The following is an 18,941-nucleotide window of genomic DNA, read 5'->3' as shown; positions in this document are numbered from 1 at the left end:
CGGGCCGTTGCCGTCGTCGTCGTTCCCGCGGGGTGATCACCCTTCGGAGGCGATCGATCATGCTGGGGGAGTTTGGAACGCTCCTGCGCGAGTACCGGTTATCGGCCGGGTGGACGCAGGAGGAGCTGGCGGAGCGCTCCGGTGTCTCGACGCATGCGATCAGCGTGCTGGAGTCCGGGCGGCGGCGGCCTCGGCTGTCGTCGGTGGCCCGGCTGGCCACCGCCCTGGGCCTGGACTTCGCCCGCCGCGACCAACTGCTCGCCGCGGCCCGCGGGGAGCCGGAGTCGCGGACGGGTCCGGCACCGGTCGAACACCTGGTGCCCCGTCTGCTGCCGCACGCCGTCCCGGACTTCACCGGACGACGCGGCGAGGTGGAACGGCTGCTGGCGCTGGCCGGCGGACCGGGCGGCACCCAGGCCCGTCCGCTGGTGATCTCGGCCATCGACGGCATGGCCGGCGTCGGCAAGACCGCCCTGGCCGTTCACACCGGGCACAGCCTCACCAGCCGCTACCCCGACGGGCAGCTCTTCGTGGACCTGTACGGCTTCACCCCGGGCCGGCGGCCGCTCGATCCGGGCGCGGCACTGGAGAGTCTGCTCTGCGCCATCGGTGTCAGCAGGACCGCACTGCCCTCGCGCACCGAGGAACGCGCCCAGCTGTGGCGCAGCCGGGCGGCGGGACGGCGGTATCTGATCGTCCTGGACAACGCCGTCGACGCCGAGCAGGTCCGTCCGTTGATCCCCGGCAGCTCGCGCTGCCTCACCCTGGTGACGTCCCGGCAGCGCATGCTCGCACTGGACGGGGCGGTCAGCGTCCCCCTGGACGTACTGAGCCATGACGAAGCCGTGGAACTGTTCGCCCGGATCGTCGGCCCGGACCGGGTCGCCGGCCACGCCTCCACCGTGGACGGGATCGTCGCGCTGTGCGGCAGGCTCCCGCTGGCGCTGCGGATCGCCGGCGCCAGGCTGGCCCACCATCCCACCTGGACGCCCGTCCAGTTGCTGGAGCGGATCCGGCGCCCGCAGAAGTTATTGACCGAGCTCTCCAATCGCGACCAGAGCGTCGCCGCCGCCTTCGTGGACTCCTACCACGCCCTCACCCCCGCCCAGCGGCGCGCGTTCCGGCTGGCCGCGCTGCACCCCGGCGAGGACTTCGCGGCGCCCGCCCTCGCCGCCCTGGTCGACGCACCGCCGGCCGAAACCGAGGAACTCCTCGAGTCGCTGCACAACCACCACCTGCTGATCGAACACACGGCCTTCCGGTACACCTTCCACGACCTGCTGCGCACCTTCGCCGACGAGTTGCTCGCACGCGAGGAACCCGAACCCGTGCGCCGCGCCGCACTCGTCCGGCTCCTCGACCACTACCGCCACACCGCCGCCTCGGCGATGGACCAACTGGCCCCGCTGGAACGGCACCACCGGCCGCAGGCTCCCACGCCCGGCGGTACACCGGTGGTGTTCGCCGACCAGACGGACGCGGCGGACTGGCTGGCCCGGGAGCAGGCCAACCTGCTGGTCCTCGCCCACCACGCCACCGACGCCGGTCTGCCCCGGTACGCGGCGGACCTGCCGGCCATCCTCTGGCGCCACCTGAAGCGCCACATGCCCGCGCAGGAGGCGCTGGTGCTGGGCACCCGTGCCCTGCGCGCCACCCGGCAACTCGGCGATCCGGCCGGCGAGGCCGCCGCACTACGGCACCTCGGCGCGGTGCAGTACCAGCTCGGCGACTTCCCGCAGGCACTCGACCTGCTCCGGCAGGCCCTGGAGCTCCAGCGCGCGACCGGAAACCGTGCCGGTGAGGCCCACGTGCTGGCCAACCTGGGCCTCACCCAGACCCGGATGGGGCGCCTGGAGGAGGCGCTCGACCACCTGCAGCAGGCGCTGCGGCTCAGCCGGGAGCTCCCCGACCCGGCCGTCGAGGGGATCGCCCTGATCAACCTGGGGCCCACGCTGACCAGGCTCGGACGGCTGCCGGAGGCCCTGGAGTACCACCGCGCCGCATTGCGGTTCTACCGGAGCAGCGGCAACCGCCTCGGCCAGGCCATCGTGCTCAACCAGTACGGCGAGTACCAGCAGCGGCTGCACCACCATCCGGAGGCGCTCGACCTCTACCAGGAGTCGCTGGACCTGCACCAGGACCTCGGTGACACCTTCGGCCAGGCCGAGTCGCACACCCTGCTCGGCAACGCCCTGCTGGCGATGGACGCTCCGGCGAGCGCCCTCCAGCATTACCGGGCCGCGATCGACTTCCTCCCGCACACCGGCGAGCGGTACAACCTCGGGCGGATCCACCTGGGACTGGCGCGCACACACCAGCGTCTGGGAGACCTCGACACCGCCCGGGAGCACGCCGAACAGGCCGTCGAGATCCACAGCTCGCTGAACATCCCCGAGGCGGACGAGGCGCAGGCCCTGCTCGACTCCCTCGCGGAGGGACCCCGACCTCGTCCCGGCGCGTTCGGCGTCAGTTGACCGGCTCGGCATCGGGCGGTGGGGGGGAGATGGTGCGAGCGAACCCCCGAGACCGCTCCCGCCACCTCCCCCCACCGCGCTCAGTTGGCCGGGCCGCACACCTCCGCGCTGCGCGACCCCCACAGACACGCCTCCAGGCTCATGCCCGGGCCGTCGTAGTACCACGGCGACTCGGAGCCGCTGGTGGTCGGGCCGTAAACCCAGCGGCCGGCGTTCAGGTCATAGATGCCGAACTCACAGCCACTGGGGTTGGCGAGCGGATCGATCGCCATGGCGTCGTGGCCGCCCTGGAGTTCGATCTTCTCCAGCGCGAGGCAGCCACCACTACGGATCGTCCAGCTGCCCTCGGCAGCCTGCGCCGAGGTCGCGGTACCCACCCCGATCACGCCCAGCGCGACGACGGCGAGCGTGGCGGCCGCGGCACGCTTGCTGGTCCTGGTGAATCGCATGGAACCCTCCGTAAGTCGATTCCGCCCCGGAGCCGGCGCCGGGGCACACCCCGAACCTCAGCGCCCGCCGCCCCCGAACACAACGGTTCGAGCACTACCCGGACGCTCCCGGACGCTCCCGGACGGCGCTGGACGCCTTCGGACAGCTTCGGACGGTCTGTCGGTGCGAGCGTCCACGCTGCCGCGCTGGCTGGTGCGACCGGCCCACTCGCTACGATGCGCGTGGTTGAGACAGCCGATCGAACAGGGGCGAGCCAGTGTCAGAGAACAGTGACGAGCGGGAGCCTGTGCGATCGGTGCTCGAGCGCACGCTGCCGCTCGGTCTGGGGATCGGAGCGGCTGCCCTGATTCTGGCCGGTGTCGGCGGGTTGGCCCTGAGGGGCTCTCACACGCCGGCCGCCCGACACCCCCCGCAGCTGTCCAGCCTCATACCCAGTGCCGGCCCCGTGCCCAGCCTCAGCGCAAGCCCCACGCCGAGTGCGAGCCCGAGCTCCGCTCCGAGCCTCTCGCCCACTCCCTCGCTCGCGCCTGTCGGCTCACCGACCCCGACTCACCCGCGGTCCGACCCGGCGACGACCCACGCACCGGAACCCTCGGCCACCCGGCACACCCCGGCGACGCCCGCCAAGCCGTCCACGTCCCGCCCGCCGGTCACGGACCCGGGGCCCCGGCCCACGTTCAGCTATGTCCGGCCACACCCGACCAGTTGCCCGCCCGGCCAGGTCCTGCTCACCGAACTCGACGGAAGCACGGAATGCGTCACCCTGGTCACCCCCGTGCCGATTCCCCGGACGCACCCGCCGACGTCCCCGACCGGCTGAGCACTTGATGCGACGCTTCGTGCCCCGCTGCCGCGCGAAGGCCTCCGCCGGCTGCGGCTGCGCGAGCGCGTTGTCGGCTCCTTAATGGAATGGGGTGCGCCCTGGGGTCCGCCCGCCCCGCTGGTGTGCGAGACAGGAGGCGTCGCATGGTCGACTCGCTCACTCCCCCTCCAGGACGCCGTGGGCGCGGGGTGCAGAGGGGTCGGTCCCCCTCCTGTGCCGGGCGCGGGCGGGGCGGGTTGATGCTCGGAGTGGTGTTGCTGGCCGCGTCCTGGCCGGTGTACTGGCAGATGGCAGGCCTGGCGGGCCGGGTGGGCTTCTTCGGCACCTGGCTGGGTTACGTCGTGCTCCTCGACGCGGTCGTGCTTCGGCGCAGCGGGACCTCCCCTCTCACGCGTGCGCGGTGGTGGTACGTGGGGGTGTTCGTGCTGTCGGTGGCGTTCTGGTGGACTTACGAGGGCCTCGACCTGCTCACCGGGAACTGGACGTACGCCCCGACCGCCTGGGACCGGTCACCGGCCTGGGCACTTCTCTACTCCCTCGACTTCGCCACTGTGCTGCCCGCGCTCTTCGTGACCGCGGAGTTGGTCAGCTCGCTGCGTCGTGCCGGGGTGGCGCGGCCGGTCGCCCGGTCTGCGCGGATTCCCGGCCCGGTGCTCCGCACGCTGCCCGCGGCTGTGCCCCTGGTGGTCATCCTGCTCGCGGTGTGGCCGCACGAGACGTATCCGCTGCTGTGGCTGCTGCTCTTCCTGTTGCTGGATCCGCTCAACGCCCTGGCCGGACGGCCGAGCCTGCTGGCGGACATCAGCCGCGGGCGCTGGGGGACCGTGGTCACCCTGGGCGCGGCCGCCCTGGTCTGCGGCTTCTTCTGGGAGATGTGGAACTCCAGCTCCGCGCAGGTGTGGGTGTACCACGTGCCGGGCCTGGACGGCAGTGCGCACCTGTTCGCGATGCCGGTCGTCGGCTACGCCGGCTATATCCCGTTCATGTGGTCCGCCTACGCGACCTACCAGGCCCTGCGGCCGGTGCTCCGGTTGCCACAGCTGGTGGTGTGAGAAGACGCCACTACGGCGGGCGCCGGCCTCCGCGCCCGCCACCGCGGCGGCCCCCGGGGGCCGCCGCGGTGGGCGTCCCCCGGCGCAGTGGTCAGAAGGAGAAGGTCTGCAGCTCGGCACCGTTGCCGTCCTCGCCGTTGCCGTCCTCGCCGGTGCCGTACATGCTCTGGCCGTCGGGGCCGATCGCCAGGCCGACGAGGTCGTCGACGTCGAAGCCGAAGACGTCCTCGTTCGGGACCTCGGCGCCGGTGGCGGTGTCGAAGGCGAGCACCGACGGGGCGCCGGACGGGTGGGAGTTGGCCACGTAGAGCCGGGTGCCGTCGGCGAAGACCAGCGGGGAGGCGAGCTGGGACGGATGGGCCGCGATCGGCCTCCGCGCTGCGGCCTGTCTCCTCGGGCCGCTGCCCGTCGGGGCCGTCAGGTGCGGCTGACCGGGGCGTGCGGCCGTTGGATGTCGTCCGGGTCGGCCGTGTGGCGGACGGCACCAGGTGCCCGGTCTCGGCGATGGTCAGGGCCGCGGAGATGCTCTCCGGGTCGCGCGTCTCGCCGAGCAGCAGGACGTCGGGATCCTCGCGGAGGGCCGAGCGCAGCGCGGCGGGGAACGAGTCGGTGTCGGTGCCGACTCCACGCTGGGTGACCGCCGAGCGCTGGCGGCGGTGCGGGTACTCGATCGGGTCCTCGACGGTGAGGATGGGCACCGACCGGTGCGTGTTGACGTGGTCGAGGAGTGCCGCCAGGCTGGTCGACTTGCCCGACCCGGTCGGCCCGGTGACCAGTACGAACCCGCGTGCCAGGTGAACCGGTCAGCTGAGCCAGCCGCGCTGTGCTGCCTTGAGACCGGCTTCGAAGCGGCTGGACGCGTCGAGCAGATCGTGTCGGGTTCGGAAAGTCATCGCCGCAGGTGGCAGCGGTAGGGCGATCTCGGCTGGCACTGTCTCCGGGTGATCGTCTCGCTGCTGTACAAGGTGACCCGCCAGCTGTTGTCCGCCCCCGGGGTGCTGCTGCGCCGCGACACCGCGAAGGATGCCGAGTTGCTCGTGCTTCGGCACGAGAACGCGGTGCTGCGTCGCCAGATCGCCGGACCGGTCCGCTACGAGCCGACGGACCGGCTCTGGCTGGCAGCGCTGGCGGGACTGATGCCCCGTCACCGGTGGCGCGAGGTTTTCCCGGTCGCCCACGGCACGCTGCTGGCCTGGCATCGCAGGTTCATCGCGGCGAAGTGGGATTACAGCGCGCGGCGAACCCGGACCGGGCGACCGCCGACCCGGACGGCGATCAAGAAACTGATCCTGCGGCTCGCTCGCGAGAACTCGAGGTGGGGACACCGGCGGATCCAGGGCGAGCTGGCCCGACTCGGACACCCGATCGCCGCATCCACCGTATGGCAGATCCTGAACGCTGCGGGCGTCAACCCGGTCCCACGGCGCACCAGCCCGACCTGGCGCGAGTTCCTCACGAACCAAGCCGAGGGCATCATCGCCGTCGACTTCTTCCATCTCGACACCGTGATGGGACGCCGGCTGTACGCGCTGGCGTTCCTCGAACACGGCACCCGGCGTCTGCACATCGCCGGTGTCACCGCCCATCCCACCCGGGAGTGGGCCGTCCAGCAGGCCCGCAACCTCGCCACCGACCTCGGCACGCGCATCGACTCGCTGCGCTTCCTGCTGCGCGACCGCGACGCCAAGTACGGGCCGTCGTTCGACGCCGTCTTCGATGCCGAGGAGATGGAGGTCTTGAAGAGCGCGCCGCGGGCTCCCCGGATGAATGCCCACTGCGAGCGGGTGATTGGCAGTATCCGGCGCGAGGTGCTCGACCACGTCCTGATCGTGAACGAGGCTCATGCTCGGCTGGTCTTGGACGCCTACCAGCGGCACTACAACGAGCACCGTCCCCACCGGTCCCGGAACCAGCTACCACCCGGCGCCGACCGCCAGCCCACCACTCCTCACGACTTCGAAGGCCGCAGGCTCCTGCGCACCCGCGTCCTCGGCGGCGTCATCAACGAGTACCGGTACGCAGCTTGACCAGCGGCGATGACTTTCCGAGCCCCACAGGATCGACGACACCATCGACCTCATGACCACCGCCGCCGCCGTCACGTCGACCACGGACTCCACCCTCAACGCCGAGCACGCGAAGAAGACGATCAAGCAGTGTGACGCGAAAACCGCCACCCACCGATCCGCCCTTGAAGCTGGCGCCGACCCAGTCCTCGTCACCGGCTGGATCACCGAGACCCAGGCGACCCGCGCCCGAGCCGAAGCCGAACTCCGCACCGCGCAGCCCGCACGCCGGGCCCAGCCCACCCGCGACGACATCGCCGCACTCGTCCGGGCCAACACCGACCTCGTCACCGTCCTCACCCGGACCGAGCCGACGGAACGCGCCGATCTCTATCAGAAGTTGGGACTGGTGTTGACGTACGACTCCGGAAAACAGAAAGTGCTGGTTGAGAATAATCTCAACCAGCACTTTCACGATGCCCGTAGGGCATCAGCCTGTGTCCGAGGGGGGACTTGAACCCCCACGCCCGATAAAGGGCACTAGCACCTCAAGCTAGCGCGTCTGCCATTCCGCCACCCGGACTGGGTGTTGTCTGCGTGGCTCACTGCCCCGCTGACATGCGTAACTGTAGCAAAGATCGGCTCCGAGGCCCAAAAGTGGTGGGTGCGGGGGGTGGCTGGGGGAGGATGGCGGGACCGTGCCCGGTGCGCGCTGGCTAAGTCGGGGTGTGGCGGACGGGGTTCCGAGTGGGGCAGACGACGAGGAGTGACCGTGAGCGAGTCGAAGGCGGAGCGGGCGGGCGGCCCGAAGGTGAACGGGGAGTCGGAGGTCGTCGACATCTGTCGGGACCTGATTCGGATCGACACCAGCAACTACGGGGATCACTCGGGGCCGGGTGAGCGGCTCGCTGCCGAGTACGTGGCGGAGCAGCTGGCGGAGTTCGGGCTGGAACCCAAGATCATCGAGTCGGCCAAGGGGCGGGCGTCGACGGTCGTGCGGATCGAGGGTGAGGACCGGTCGCGGCCGGGGTTGCTGATCCACGGGCACACCGACGTGGTGCCGGCCAACGCCGATGACTGGACGCACCACCCGTTCTCCGGCGAGGTCGCGGACGGGTGTGTGTGGGGGCGCGGCGCGGTGGACATGAAGGACATGGACGCGATGACGCTGGCCGTCGTCCGGGACCGGCTGCGTACCGGGCGCAAGCCTCCGCGTGACCTGGTGCTGGCGTTCGTCGCGGACGAGGAGGCCGGCGGGACGTACGGCGCGCGGTACCTGGTCGACAAGCACCCGGAGCTGTTCGAGGGCGTGACCGAGGGGATCGGGGAGGTCGGCGGTTTCTCCTTCACGGTCAACGACAACGTGCGGCTCTACCTGGTGGAGACGGCCCAGAAGGGCATGCACTGGATGCGGCTCACGGTCGACGGCCGGGCCGGGCACGGGTCGATGACGAACGACGACAACGCCATCACCGAGCTGTGCGAGGCGGTGGCCCGGCTCGGCCGGCACAAGTTCCCGCTGCGGATCACCAAGACCGTGCGGGCGTTCCTGGACGAGCTGTCGGACGCGCTCGGGGTCCCGCTGGATCCGGACAACATGGACGAGACCCTCCGGGTGCTCGGCGGCATCGCCAAGATGATCGGTACGACGCTGCGCAACACGGCGCAGCCGACCATGCTCGGCGCCGGCTACAAGGTGAACGTCATCCCGGGGCAGGCCACGGCCCACGTGGACGGGCGGTTCCTGCCCGGCTACGAGGAGGAGTTCCTCGCCGAGCTGGACAGCGTGCTGGGTCCGCGGGTGAAGCGGGAGAGCGTGCACTTCGACAAGGCCTTGGAGACCAGTTTCGACGGGGCGCTGGTGGAGGCCATGCAGACGGCGCTGCGGGCCGAGGACCCGATCGCGCGGGCGGTGCCGTACTGCCTCTCGGGCGGGACGGACGCGAAGTCGTTCCAGGATCTGGGGATCCGCTGCTTCGGCTTCGCGCCGCTTCAGCTGCCTCCGGAGCTGGACTTCGCGGGGATGTTCCACGGTGTGGACGAGCGGGTGCCGGTCGAGGGGCTGAAGTTCGGCGTGCGGGTGCTCGACCGTTTCATCGACGCCTGCTGAGCACAGCGGCCGAGTGGGCCCGCCCTGGGAATGAGGATTTCCCGGGGCGGGCCGTTTGCTGTTCGGGCAGGCGAGCGAATGATCACCTTTAAGGGTGAATGGCGTGCCGCGTCCGTACCCCATTCGGCAGAGCCTCGTTTACTCCTATGACAGTCCGGAGAATGGGCTGTCACATGATCAGGAGGAAATCATGAAGGTTAAGAAGATCGCCGTTGTTGCCGCCGCCGCCGGTGGCCTGATGCTCGCCGGTGCCGGCGTGGCTGCCGCTCACGGCGGTGCGGGTGCCGAGGGTGCTGCGGTCAACTCTCCGGGAGTGCTGTCCGGCAACAACGTCCAGGTGCCGGTGCACATCCCCGTCAACCTGTGCGGCAACACCGTTTCCGTCATCGGCCTGCTGAACCCGGCCTTCGGCAACAACTGCCAGAACTTCTGAGCACTGACCCCGCTGGGGGTCGGTGAGTCGGTGGGGATGTACTGAGGGAAGGGCCGCTCCGATCGGGGTGGCCCTTCTCGTCGGCCCTCGTCGACCTTGTTCTGTGACGCATTCTGTCGACCGCGCGGGCGTATCGGCGTGGAAACCTACTCGATCGGGTGAGGCACGGCTGCTTGGGCCAACTTTTCGAGGGGCGACTCGTTATCTAGTGGGCGGGAAAAGCTCTCGTCGGAAATTCAGACCATCACATGTCAGGGGTACCTATGCGACAAGTTGCCAGGAGAGGGATCCTCACCGCTGTGGCCACCGGCAGCGTGCTGGCGTCCACCGCGGGGTATGCCTACGCGAGTGCCGATGCGCAGGGGCTGGCGGCCAACTCGCCAGGGGTCGGTTCGGGTAACACGGTTCAGGTGCCGGTGGACGCGCCTGTCAACGTGTGTGGCAACACCGTCGACGTCATCGGGCTGCTCAATCCGGCGTTCGGCAACCAGTGCGCGAACGCCTCGCCCGCGCACAGCCACGTCGGCGGCCGGACCTGGGGCGGCGCGGGCGGCTCGGGTGCGCCGGGCGCCACGGGCTGGCAGGGCGGGTCCGGCAGTGGCATGCCCGGCATGAGCGGGATGCCGACCATGCCCGACATGCCGGGGATGCCGGGCATGCCCGGCGCTTCGGGCTGGCAGGGCGGCACGGGAACGAACGGCTCGCCGCAGTCGCCCGGCGGCCCGGCGCACTGGCCGGGCATGCCGGACGTGCCCGGCGTACCGGCAGCGGGCACGGGAGCCGCGTCCGGCGCGGCGTCCGGTGCCCAGGCGCCGGGCGGTGACTGGTCGACGGTCGGCAGCAGCGCCTCCGGGGTCAGCCAGGGCTCACCGGGCGTGGCCGCGGGCAACAACGCGCAGGCGCCGGTGGACGTGCCGGTCAACGCGTGTGGGAACACCGTCGACGTGGTCGGCCTCGGCAACCCCGCGATGGGTGACGACTGCGCCAACCAGGCCGCGCCCACCCCGCCGCCGGCACCGGTGCACAACCCGCCCCCGCCGACCTCGGTCCCGGTCGTCACGCCTCCGGCGCCGGCCGCTCCAGTGGTCGAGGCCACCCACAACCCGGCCCCGCCGGCTGTCGTCGCCCCGGTCGTGGCGGCGCCGCAGGCGGTCAAGGCCGCGCCCGTCGTCGGCCAGCTGGCGTTCACGGGTGTCGACGGGCTCGACGTGATCGCCCCCGCCGGTCTCGCGCTGCTGATCGCCGGCGGCGTGCTGTACCGCCGCTCGCGCCTGGCGGCCTGAGGCTGAGAACCCTCGGGCCGAAGGCCGATCCGGGCCCCCGCCGTCGCGCCGTGATGTCGTGACGGCGGGGGTCCGCCCGCGTTGCCGATGCCGTGCGCGGCCGGTCAGCGCGCGGTAGATGCGTGGGTAGATCCGTGGGTAGATGCGTGGTGTCGTACGAGCGGTTGGCTCACCAGCTCCGGTTCTGGCGGATGATCCGGCGGCGCAGCAGCACCGTCCGGCTGCCGTCCGGCAGGAGCCGCAGCCTGTCCAGCTCCCAGTGTCCGTACTCGGCATGCTCGGTGAGCAGCTGGCGGGCTGCGTTCCGAGAGGTGCCGCGCGGCATCTGCAGGGACCGGTACTCGTACTCGGTCTGCCGGACCAGCTTCGGTTGGATCAAGGTTCGCCTCCTGAGCGACGTCTGCGGGTAAGCCTACGACCTGCCCCTGACAGCGGCGTAGACCCGGGACGGACCGGGCCTCCGCAGTCGTCTGATGCCCGCTCAACTCCCGTCGAGTGCCTACGTCTGGAGTCGTTCTACCCGGCTCGCGAACCCGGGATGCCGCCCGTGGAGGTGACTGCGACGCGGGCACAGAAGCACACAGATGGGACACCGGCGGGCAAGTTGCCCGGAAATCGCGCACTCAGACCGGAACCCCTGTGCGCCCGGCCCCCGGGTACGGATACCGTCTGCCCCATGTCTGATGCCGCGCAGCTCACCCGCACCGAGGTACGCGACGCCGCCGAGGCGGTCAAGGCCGCCATCGACCGCCATCTCGAAGCGGTGTCCAGCACCACCACAGCGGACGACCCCGCTGTCTTCGCCGCGTACGAGGAGCTGGCCGCCGCGGCCATCACCTACGACCAGCTGCTCTACGAGGTCTATGACGAGGTCACTCCCTTCGAGGTCCCCGGCGACGGCGGGCCCGACAGCTACCGGGGGCCGGAGCAGCCGGCCGCGATCAGCGTGCTGATCCGCCGGGACTACCGGATCGCCGACCCGCGCCGGCTGCGTGCCCAGGCGGAACGCCTGGACTCCTCGCTGGCGGCCGCCGGCGGCGAGGGCGGGGCCGCGGAGGGCGTGAGCGCGGCGGTGGGGGTGGTGTTCGGGGAGTACGAACCGGACGAGATCGCCGCCCGCGCCGACGAGTTCGGCCTGGAGGAGGGCGACGCGACGGTCTGGGTGGCGGCCGCCGAGCCGACCGAACCGGGCGAGTGGCTCTCCGAGCCGTTCGACAGCCCGGACCCGCAGTTGCTGATCTGCCGCTTCGACGTCAGCGAGGTCTACGACGACGAGGAGCTGGACGAGAGCGGTTCACCGGAGTGAGTCCGGCGGGGCGGTGAATGAGGCGGGGTGGGGCGCACGGCGAAAAGCCTGCGCCCCACCCCGCCTCACTGCTCCTGCTTCGCCAGCGCGGTGCCGCCGGCGCTCAGAACGCCTGCTCGGCGTGCTCGGCCAGGATCGCCCGCAGCCGGGTGGTCCGCGGCTGGGCCGGTCGCTCGGCGACGGCCTGCACCAGGGCGGGCCCGGCGGCGTGCACCACGGACAGGTGCCGCTCAGCGCGCCCGAACGCGGTGTAGACCCACTGCCGGGTCAGCCCGGCCGCCGCGTCCTCGGGCAGTACCACCACGACGCCCGGCCAGCGCCGTCCGACCGCCTGGTGGACGGTCAGGGCCCAGCCGTGCCGCAGCTGCGCCGCCTGCGCGGGCGCGACCGTCAGCTCCTCGCCGTCGGCGAACGCCAGGCGCAGCCCGGCCTCGTCGCCGCTCAGCACCGTGCCGGGGCGGTTCACGCCGGGCACGGGGGAGTGCACCACCCGGTCGCCGGGATCGAAACCGCCGAACCGCCCGGGACCGGGGTTGAGCCGCGCCTTGGCGGCCGTGTTGAGCGCACGGGTGCCCGCCGCGCCGCCGTGCCCGGGGGTCAGCAGCACCACCTGGTCGGCCGGGATCCCCAGGGCCCGCGGGATCGAGTCGGTGAGCAGCTGGACGGCCCGGTGGACGGCCTCGGCGGCGTCGCGCGCGGTGAGGATGACCACCTCCTTGTCCGGCGCCTCGACGCTCTGCAGCTCGCCGATGCCGATGCCGGACACCAACTCGCCGATCGGGCCGAGGTCGGGGGTGCGGGAGGCGACCACCGGGCACGGCTTGGCGGCCAGCAGGTCGGCGAAGAGCCGCCCGGGGCCGGCCGACCAGAGCTGGCCGGGGTCGCCGCTGAGCACCAGCCGGGTGCCGTCGGCGAGGGCCTCGACCAGGGTGGCGGCGAGTTCCAGGTCGAGCAGCGGGGCGTCCTGGACGATCAGCAGGTCGAGGGCGAGCGAACCGTCCTCGGAGCGCCCGGGACCGCGCAGCCCGCCGAGCAGCTCAGCGAGGGTGACGGACGGGACGGACGGCCCGGACGGCTCCGGCTGCTCGGCCGGCTGCCCCGGTTCAGCCTCGTCGCCCGGAGCGGCCTTCCGCGCCGGCGGCAGCAGTGCGGCGAGAGCGTCCCGCCCGTGGTCGGTCCAGGAGGCGGCCCAGGCACGCAGGCCGAGGCCGCGTGAGGCCGCGAGCAGCGCGGCGAGTTCACCGCGCGAGGCCGCGTCGCCGGTGTGCAGCACGAGCGGGTGCTCGGCGACGGCCCGGATCAGCGCGGCGGCCGACGACGACGGCGCGGCCAGCGCGGCCGCCTCCCAGGCGGCCTCCGGGTCGCCCCCGTCCACTCCCTCGTCCGATGCCGGTTCGAGGGTGGACATGATCCGCACCAGGCCGTCCGCCGCGCTGTCCTCGGCGAGTGCCAGCCGCTCCAGCGCGAGCAGCATCCGCACCGGCGGCTCGTCGTCCTCGTCCTGGTCCCCGCCGGAGGTCGCCGCAGCTGTGGCGGGACCGGTCAGCTCCTCCTGGAACGGCATCACGCGGCCGTCCAGCACGGCCTCCTGCAGGGCCAGCGCCGGATCCGGCAGGCCGAGCTTCTGCAGGCCGGACTGCAACTCGCCCGCCTCCAGCGCGGAGTGGCCGCGCAGCGCCGCCTGTTCCAGCAGCCAGGCGGCCAGCGCCTGCCCGCGCCGGGTGTCGCCGGGACCGGCGGCGGGGCCGAGCAGGGCGCGCGCGAAGCCGTCGGCCTGCTCGGGACGGACGCCGGGCAGGCCGAGCAGCCCCCACGGGTCCTCGCGCAGCGCGTCGGCCGCGCCCTCGCCGTACGCGGCCACCGCCGCACCGGCCAGCCCGGGGACGGACGCCGCCGGTGCCCCACCCTCGGTGAGCACCGCGCCGACGGCGCGCAGGGCCGCTGCGCGCGCCTCGTCCGGTGCGACGGCGACAGCGGCGCCCGCGCCCGCGCCGGACGCGGACGGGTCGTCGGATCCGCCGCTGCGGCCGATGCTGCGGATCGCCTCCGCAAGCGCGGCGACCTCGGCGGGCCGCCCACCGCCCGTAGCCTCGCTACTCTCGCTGCTCGCGCTGTCCTCGCCTCCGGCGGCCACAGCGTTGTCAGCGGTGTCGTCGACGGCAGCGGTGTCGGCAACCGCGTCGCTGGCCGCGTCCAGCGGGGCGTCCCCGGCGGTCTCGTGCGTCTGGCTCACAGTTCGTTCCAGTCCTGGTCAGGGTAGCGACGCACCGGCGCCGAGATGTCGTCCAGCGCCCCGCGGATCTCATCCGGAAGCGTAAGCGCCTCCACCGACAGCGAAGCACGCAGCTGCGCGGCGCTCCGCGCGCCGACGATCGTGCTGGTCACGCCCGGCCGGTCACGCACCCAGGCCAGCGCGACCGCGAGCGGGCTGCTCGCCAGCCCGTCCGCGGCGGTGGCGACCGCGTCCACGATCCGCCGGGAGCGCTCGCCCAGGTACGGCTGGACGAAACCGGACAGGTAGGGCGAGGCGCCCCGCGAGTCGGGCGGAACCCCGTGCCGGTACTTGCCGGTCAGCACGCCGCGGCCCAGCGGCGAGGAGGCGAGGAGCCCGAGCCCGGCGTCCCGCGCGGCCGGCAGCACCTCGCGCTCGATGCCGCGCTGGAGCAGCGAGTACTCCATCTGGGTCGCGGCCAGCGGCACCCGTCCGGCGCCGCAGCGCTGCCAGGTGGCGGCCTTGGCCAGTTGCCAGCCGCTGTAGTTGGAGACCCCGGCGTAGCGCGCCCGGCCGGAGGCGACCGCGAGGTCCAGCGCGTGCAGGGTCTCCTCGGCGGGGGTGCCGGGGTCGAAGGCGTGCACCTGCCACAGGTCGACGTAGTCCGTCCCGAGCCGGCGCAGCGAGGCGTCCAGCGCGGTCAGCAGCTGACCGCGCGAGGTGTCGAACCTGCGGTCGCTGTCCGGGACGCTGCCGGCCTTGGTGGCGATCACCAGCTCGGAGCGGGGGATCAGCGAGTCCGTCAGGCGCGAGATGAGGTACTCGGCGCCGCCGTCCGCGTAGACGTCGGCGGTGTCCACCAGGGTGCCGCCGGCTTCGGCGAACTCCTTGAGCTGCTCGGCGGCTTCCTGCTCGTCGGTGTCCCGGCCCCAGGTCATGGTGCCCAGACCGAGCCGGGAGACCCGCAGGCCGGTGTGGCCGAGGTGACGCTTCTCCACGGGGAACCCCCTCGATCGGTTGCGCGGACAGATCGCTGAGCGCACGAGTCGCCAAGCGGATGGATCACAGAGCGGACAGGTCACTGAGCGGACGACGGCGCCGACGCGCCCGCCCCCACCGGCCCCGGGCGGGGGCGAAGTCCACGAGGGAAGAGCGTAGTGGGCGCTCGTGAGGCCGCCCGGCCGACCCGCAGGGCGCAGCAGCAGGCGCGGCGCGAGCGCAGCAGCAGGCGGCCCCGACCGCAGCCTCCGGCGCGCCTCACGCGCGCCCGTCCGGGAGGTGCCGCACGGCACAACTACCGGCCAGTAGCATGGCCGTCGCGCCGCGGCTACGCTCGGCACGGATCCCTCTCCTGGAAGGCTCGGCACCCACATGAGACTCGGCATCAACCTCGGTTACTGGGGACTCGGCATGGACGCCGACAACATCGCGGTCGCCCAGGAGGCCGACCGGCTCGGCTACGCGGTCTGCTGGGCCGCCGAGGCGTACGGCTCCGACGCCGCCACGGTGTTGAGCTACGTCGCGGCCAAGACCGAGCGGATCGACGTCGGTTCGGCGATCTTCCAGATCCCGGCCCGCACCCCGGCGATGACCGCGATGACCGCCGCGACCCTGGACACCCTCTCCGGCGGCCGGTTCCGGCTGGGCCTCGGTGTCTCGGGACCGCAGGTCTCGGAGGGCTGGTACGGCGTCAAGTTCGACAAGCCGCTGGCCCGCACCCGTGAGTACGTCGAGATCATCCGCAAGGCGATGTCGCGCGAGCGGCTGGTCCACGAGGGCGAGAACTGGACCCTCCCGCTGCCCGGCGGCCCGGGCAAGCCGATCAAGCTCACCGTGCACCCGGTACGCGAGCACATCCCGCTCTACATCGCCGCGATCGGGCCGAAGAACCTGGAGCTCACCGGCGAGATCGCCGACGGCTGGCTCGGCATCTTCTTCGCACCCGAGCACGCCGCCGTCTCGCTGGACCAGTTGACCGCCGGACGCGCCAAGGCAGGCCTGACGCTGGAGGGTTTCGACCTCTGCCCGACCGTCAGCATCGCGGTCGGCGACGACGTCAAGGCCGCCGCGGACTCCCAGCGCTCCTACGCCGCCCTGTACATCGGCGGGATGGGCAGCAAGGAGAAGAACTTCTACAACCAGCTCACCCGGCGGATGGGCTACGAGCAGGCCGCCGACGAGATCCAGCAGCGCTACCTCGCCAAGGACTACGCGGGCGCCGCGGCCGCCGTGCCGCACGACCTGATCGACGCCACCTCGCTGCTCGGCAGCAAGGAGCGGATCGCCGACCGGATGCAGGCCTTCGCCGACGCGGGCGTCACGACGCTGACCCTCGCCCCGGCCGGGTTCACGCTGGAGGAGCGGATCACCGCGCTGCGTACGGCGGTCGAGGCCATGGAGCTGGCGGGGCTGGCGTAGCGGGCTGCTCCGCGCGTCCGCGAACCAGTGGTGGCAGCGGGCCGTGGTACCGGGCGGATTCCGCCCGGGTCACCCCGTAGGCTGGAGGCATGCCCACGCTGCTGCTGGTTCGCCATGGACGGTCCACCGCCAACACCGCCGGGATCCTCGCCGGATGGACGCCCGGGGTGGACCTGGACGACACCGGTCGCTCCCAGGCGGCGGCGCTGGTGGACCGGTTGACGGGTGTTCCGCTGGCGCAGGTGATCAGCAGCCCGCTGGAGCGCTGCCGGCAGACCCTGGCCCCGCTGCTCGCGGCGCGTCCGGAGCTGGGCGAGCCGACCGTGGACGAGCGGTTCGGCGAGTGCCACTACGGCGAGTGGACCGGCCGTCCGCTCTCCGAGCTCGCCCTCGAACCGCTCTGGCGCACCGTCCAGGACCACGCCTCGGCCGCCGCCTTCCCGGGCGGTGAGTCGCTGCGCGCGCTGAGCCACCGCACAGTGGCCGCGGCCCGCGAGTGGGACGAGAAGATCGCCGCCGAGCACGGCCCGGACGCGGTCTGGGCCGTCTGCACGCACGGCGACGTGGTCAAGGCCGTGGTCGCCGACGCGCTCGGGATGCACCTGGACCATTTCCAGCGGATCAACGTCGAGCCCTGCTCGGTCACCGCGATCCGCTACACCCCGCAGCGGCCCTTCGTGCTGCGGATGGGCGACACCGGCGACCTCGGTTCACTGCGGCCGCGTCCGTCGCACGGCTCCGGCGACGCTTCCGGCGGCGACGCGGTCGTCGGCGGCGACACCGGTACGCCCTGAGGCCGGACCGTCCCACGGCGATCCGAAAGCCGTAGGGTGAAAAGCACGCCCCCCACCGACCCGTTTCACACCCCCGGAGCGAGAGAGTGCCCCGTCAGGTCTACTTCTACGACCAGCCCGAGCGGTTCGTGGCCGGTACCGTCGGCCAGCCCGGCGCCCGGGCGTTCTTCCTGCAGGCCAGCGCACGTGGCCGGATCACCAGCGTGCTGCTGGAGAAGACGCAGGTCGCGGCGCTCGCCGAACGGGTCGAGGAGGTCCTCGACGAGGCGTTGCGGCGCAGCGGCGGCGACGCCCCGATCCCGGCCGTCGCACCGGTCGAACTGATCGACACCGCCCCGCTGGACCTGCCGCTGGAGCAGGAGTTCCGGGTCGGCACCATGGCGCTGGCCTGGGACAGCACCGCGAGCTGCCTGGTGGTCGAGGCGCAGGCGGTGCTGGAGGAGGAGGCGGAGGACGCCGAGGAGGCCGAGGTCGCCTTCGAGGACGACGAGAACGGTCCGGACATGCTCCGGGTGCGGCTCAGCGGCGCGATGGCCCGGGTCTTCGCCAAGCGGGCGCTGGACCTGGTCGCGGCCGGCCGCAAGCCCTGCCCGTTCTGCAACCTCCCGCTGGACCCCGAGGGCCACCTGTGCCCGCGCGCGAACGGTTACCGACGCTGAACGGCGAGGCGCAGCCACCTCAGGAGCTGGCGATACCCGAAGCGGACCCGGCTGCGGGGGCCGCGCTGGCCGCCGACGTCCCGACCGCGCTGACGCTGCTGCGCGAGGGTGAGCTGACCGTGCACGGGCAGCTCACCGACGCCTCCAACGCGGCGCTGTACTGCTCGGTCTCCTTGGACGGCGTGAGCGGGCTGTGCGTCTACAAGCCGGTCGCGGGGGAGCGGCCGCTCTGGGACTTCCCGGACGGCACCCTGGCCGGCCGCGAGGTGGCCGCCTACGAACTCGCCGCCGCGACCGGCTGGTCGCCGATCCCGCCCACCGTGCTGCGCGAGGACGGCCCGTACGGGAGCGGGATGGCGCAGATCTGGGTCGAGCCGGACCCGCAGGCGCCGCCGCTGCTGGACCTCCAGAACCCGACGGGCGGCCCGCGACCGGGCTGGCTGCCGATCGTCCTGGGCCAGGTGGGGGAGGGCCGCACCGCGTTGCTGGTGCACGCGGACGACCAGCGGCTGCGCAGGCTCGCCGTCGTCGACGCCGTCCTGAACAACGCCGACCGCAAGGGCGGGCACCTGCTCTCGGCCGCCGACGGCCGGATCTACGGCATCGACCACGGGGTGACCTTCGCGGTGCCCGGCAAGCTGCGCACGCTGCTCTGGGGCTGGGCGCGGCAGCCGTTGACCGAGGAGGCGGCCGAGATGCTGCGGCGGCTGGCCGGGGAGCTGGACGGCGCCCTGGGGGCGCGGCTGCGGCCGCACCTGACGGCGGCTGAGCTGACGGCCACCCGGGAGCGGGTCGCGGAGCTGCTGCGTACCGGGCGCCACCCGGTGCCGTCGGACGAGTGGCCCTCGATCCCCTGGCCGCCGGTCTGAGCTGCCTCTCTCCCGCCAGCCGCACCGATGTGTCGTACGGCGCAGATTCAGC

General features: G+C 72.5%; 17 protein-coding genes, 1 tRNA gene and 1 pseudogene. 12 read left to right on the top strand and 7 right to left on the bottom strand.

Annotated features, from left to right (window positions below):
* The first annotated feature begins 59 nt into the window (after positions 1 to 59).
* Complete coding sequence (locus BS80_RS32355) at positions 60 to 2,474, top strand: ATP-binding protein (RefSeq protein WP_051967494.1); 2,415 nt, start codon at positions 60 to 62, stop codon at positions 2,472 to 2,474.
* Between the two features lie 80 nt (positions 2,475 to 2,554).
* Here the strand turns inward: BS80_RS32355 and BS80_RS32350 are convergent, their stop codons facing one another.
* Positions 2,555 to 2,923, bottom strand: coding sequence for a hypothetical protein (locus BS80_RS32350; protein ID WP_035804843.1), 369 nt, complete (start codon positions 2,921 to 2,923; stop codon positions 2,555 to 2,557).
* A gap of 1,063 nt (positions 2,924 to 3,986) precedes the next feature.
* Between BS80_RS32350 and BS80_RS32345 the strand changes: the two genes are divergently transcribed.
* Positions 3,987 to 4,799: a hypothetical protein gene (locus BS80_RS32345; RefSeq protein WP_157536730.1), complete on the top strand. Its 813-nt coding sequence runs from the start codon at positions 3,987 to 3,989 to the stop codon at positions 4,797 to 4,799.
* Positions 4,800 to 4,890: 91 nt separating this feature from the next.
* On the opposite strand, the gene BS80_RS32340 is transcribed toward BS80_RS32345, so the two are convergent.
* Positions 4,891 to 5,103 carry a hypothetical protein gene (locus BS80_RS32340; protein ID WP_035804841.1) on the bottom strand — a complete coding sequence of 71 codons (213 nt, stop codon included), beginning with the start codon at positions 5,101 to 5,103 and terminating at the stop codon, positions 4,891 to 4,893.
* Between the two features lie 184 nt (positions 5,104 to 5,287).
* Positions 5,288 to 5,593: pseudogene (locus BS80_RS39995) on the bottom strand (ATPase, T2SS/T4P/T4SS family); the annotation flags it as partial.
* Between the two features lie 147 nt (positions 5,594 to 5,740).
* On the opposite strand from BS80_RS39995, the gene BS80_RS32330 reads away from it, so the two are divergent.
* Together BS80_RS32330 and BS80_RS39990 are read left to right on the top strand one after the other, a co-directional pair.
* The gene (locus BS80_RS32330) at positions 5,741 to 6,826 is read left to right on the top strand and encodes an integrase core domain-containing protein (protein WP_035804838.1); all 1,086 of its coding nucleotides are present in this window, start codon (positions 5,741 to 5,743) and stop codon (positions 6,824 to 6,826) included.
* A 52-nt stretch (positions 6,827 to 6,878) separates the two neighbouring features.
* The gene (locus BS80_RS39990) at positions 6,879 to 7,322 is read left to right on the top strand and encodes a hypothetical protein (RefSeq protein ID WP_083975613.1); all 444 of its coding nucleotides are present in this window, start codon (positions 6,879 to 6,881) and stop codon (positions 7,320 to 7,322) included.
* Here the strand turns inward: BS80_RS39990 and BS80_RS32325 are convergent.
* A tRNA-Leu gene (locus tag BS80_RS32325) sits at positions 7,304 to 7,388 on the bottom strand. The two genes, BS80_RS39990 and BS80_RS32325, sit on opposite strands and share 19 nt — an antisense overlap.
* 189 nt (positions 7,389 to 7,577) lie before the next feature.
* Here BS80_RS32325 and BS80_RS32320 point away from each other — a divergent pair.
* The 3 genes from BS80_RS32320 (at position 7,578) to BS80_RS32310 (ending at position 10,631) form a co-directional block, all read left to right on the top strand.
* On the top strand, positions 7,578 to 8,915 hold the full coding sequence (locus BS80_RS32320) for a M20/M25/M40 family metallo-hydrolase (protein WP_035804836.1): 1,338 nt from the start codon (positions 7,578 to 7,580) through the stop codon (positions 8,913 to 8,915).
* Between the two features lie 190 nt (positions 8,916 to 9,105).
* Positions 9,106 to 9,348 (top strand): chaplin, encoded by a 243-nt coding sequence (locus BS80_RS32315; RefSeq protein ID WP_035804834.1) that lies wholly within the window; start codon positions 9,106 to 9,108, stop codon positions 9,346 to 9,348.
* 299 nt (positions 9,349 to 9,647) lie between these two features.
* Complete coding sequence (locus BS80_RS32310; protein ID WP_051967493.1) at positions 9,648 to 10,631, top strand: chaplin; 984 nt, start codon at positions 9,648 to 9,650, stop codon at positions 10,629 to 10,631.
* A 169-nt stretch (positions 10,632 to 10,800) separates the two neighbouring features.
* Here BS80_RS32310 and BS80_RS32305 read toward each other — a convergent pair whose 3' ends face one another.
* Positions 10,801 to 11,007: a DUF5703 family protein gene (locus BS80_RS32305; RefSeq protein WP_269676796.1), complete on the bottom strand. Its 207-nt coding sequence runs from the start codon at positions 11,005 to 11,007 to the stop codon at positions 10,801 to 10,803.
* A 300-nt stretch (positions 11,008 to 11,307) separates the two neighbouring features.
* Between BS80_RS32305 and BS80_RS32300 the strand changes: the two genes are divergently transcribed.
* Positions 11,308 to 11,937: a hypothetical protein gene (locus BS80_RS32300; RefSeq protein ID WP_035804828.1), complete on the top strand. Its 630-nt coding sequence runs from the start codon at positions 11,308 to 11,310 to the stop codon at positions 11,935 to 11,937.
* Between the two features lie 103 nt (positions 11,938 to 12,040).
* On the opposite strand, the gene BS80_RS32295 is transcribed toward BS80_RS32300, so the two are convergent.
* Both BS80_RS32295 and BS80_RS32290 read right to left on the bottom strand, forming a co-directional pair.
* Positions 12,041 to 14,170, bottom strand: a complete 2,130-nt coding sequence (locus BS80_RS32295) for an ATP-binding domain-containing protein (RefSeq protein ID WP_232246735.1) — start codon at positions 14,168 to 14,170, stop codon at positions 12,041 to 12,043.
* Entirely contained in the window at positions 14,167 to 15,147 is a 981-nt protein-coding gene (locus tag BS80_RS32290; RefSeq protein ID WP_035804826.1) for an aldo/keto reductase, read from the bottom strand. The genes BS80_RS32295 and BS80_RS32290 overlap by 4 nt, the downstream gene beginning before the upstream one ends.
* Before the next feature lie 373 nt (positions 15,148 to 15,520).
* On the opposite strand from BS80_RS32290, the gene BS80_RS32285 reads away from it, so the two are divergent.
* The 4 genes from BS80_RS32285 (at position 15,521) to BS80_RS32270 (ending at position 18,889) form a co-directional block, all read left to right on the top strand.
* Positions 15,521 to 16,567 carry an LLM class F420-dependent oxidoreductase gene (locus BS80_RS32285; protein WP_035804824.1) on the top strand — a complete coding sequence of 349 codons (1,047 nt, stop codon included), beginning with the start codon at positions 15,521 to 15,523 and terminating at the stop codon, positions 16,565 to 16,567.
* 89 nt (positions 16,568 to 16,656) lie between these two features.
* Complete coding sequence (locus BS80_RS32280) at positions 16,657 to 17,361, top strand: histidine phosphatase family protein (RefSeq protein ID WP_035804822.1); 705 nt, start codon at positions 16,657 to 16,659, stop codon at positions 17,359 to 17,361.
* 86 nt (positions 17,362 to 17,447) lie between these two features.
* Positions 17,448 to 18,020: a DUF3090 domain-containing protein gene (locus tag BS80_RS32275; RefSeq protein WP_035804820.1), complete on the top strand. Its 573-nt coding sequence runs from the start codon at positions 17,448 to 17,450 to the stop codon at positions 18,018 to 18,020.
* A 26-nt stretch (positions 18,021 to 18,046) separates the two neighbouring features.
* Positions 18,047 to 18,889 (top strand): SCO1664 family protein, encoded by an 843-nt coding sequence (locus BS80_RS32270; protein WP_408607471.1) that lies wholly within the window; start codon positions 18,047 to 18,049, stop codon positions 18,887 to 18,889.
* The last annotated feature ends 52 nt before the right edge of the window (positions 18,890 to 18,941 follow it).

Origin of the sequence: Kitasatospora mediocidica KCTC 9733, from assembly GCF_000744225.1 — a bacterium.
Taxonomy (GTDB): Bacteria; Actinomycetota; Actinomycetes; order Streptomycetales; family Streptomycetaceae; genus Kitasatospora; species Kitasatospora mediocidica.
The sequence above is the reverse complement of the archived record's forward strand: the minus strand, read 5'-3'. Positions and strand labels throughout refer to the sequence as shown.

Coding starts and splice junctions, on each gene's coding strand:
- BS80_RS32355 (WP_051967494.1), top strand. CDS start 60: ATGCTGGGGGAGTTTGGAACGCTCCTGCGCGAGTACCGGTTATCGGCC.
- BS80_RS32350 (WP_035804843.1), bottom strand. CDS start 2,923: ATGCGATTCACCAGGACCAGCAAGCGTGCCGCGGCCGCCACGCTCGCC.
- BS80_RS32345 (WP_157536730.1), top strand. CDS start 3,987: ATGCTCGGAGTGGTGTTGCTGGCCGCGTCCTGGCCGGTGTACTGGCAG.
- BS80_RS39990 (WP_083975613.1), top strand. CDS start 6,879: ATGACCACCGCCGCCGCCGTCACGTCGACCACGGACTCCACCCTCAAC.
- BS80_RS32315 (WP_035804834.1), top strand. CDS start 9,106: ATGAAGGTTAAGAAGATCGCCGTTGTTGCCGCCGCCGCCGGTGGCCTG.
- BS80_RS32300 (WP_035804828.1), top strand. CDS start 11,308: ATGTCTGATGCCGCGCAGCTCACCCGCACCGAGGTACGCGACGCCGCC.
- BS80_RS32285 (WP_035804824.1), top strand. CDS start 15,521: ATGAGACTCGGCATCAACCTCGGTTACTGGGGACTCGGCATGGACGCC.
- BS80_RS32280 (WP_035804822.1), top strand. CDS start 16,657: ATGCCCACGCTGCTGCTGGTTCGCCATGGACGGTCCACCGCCAACACC.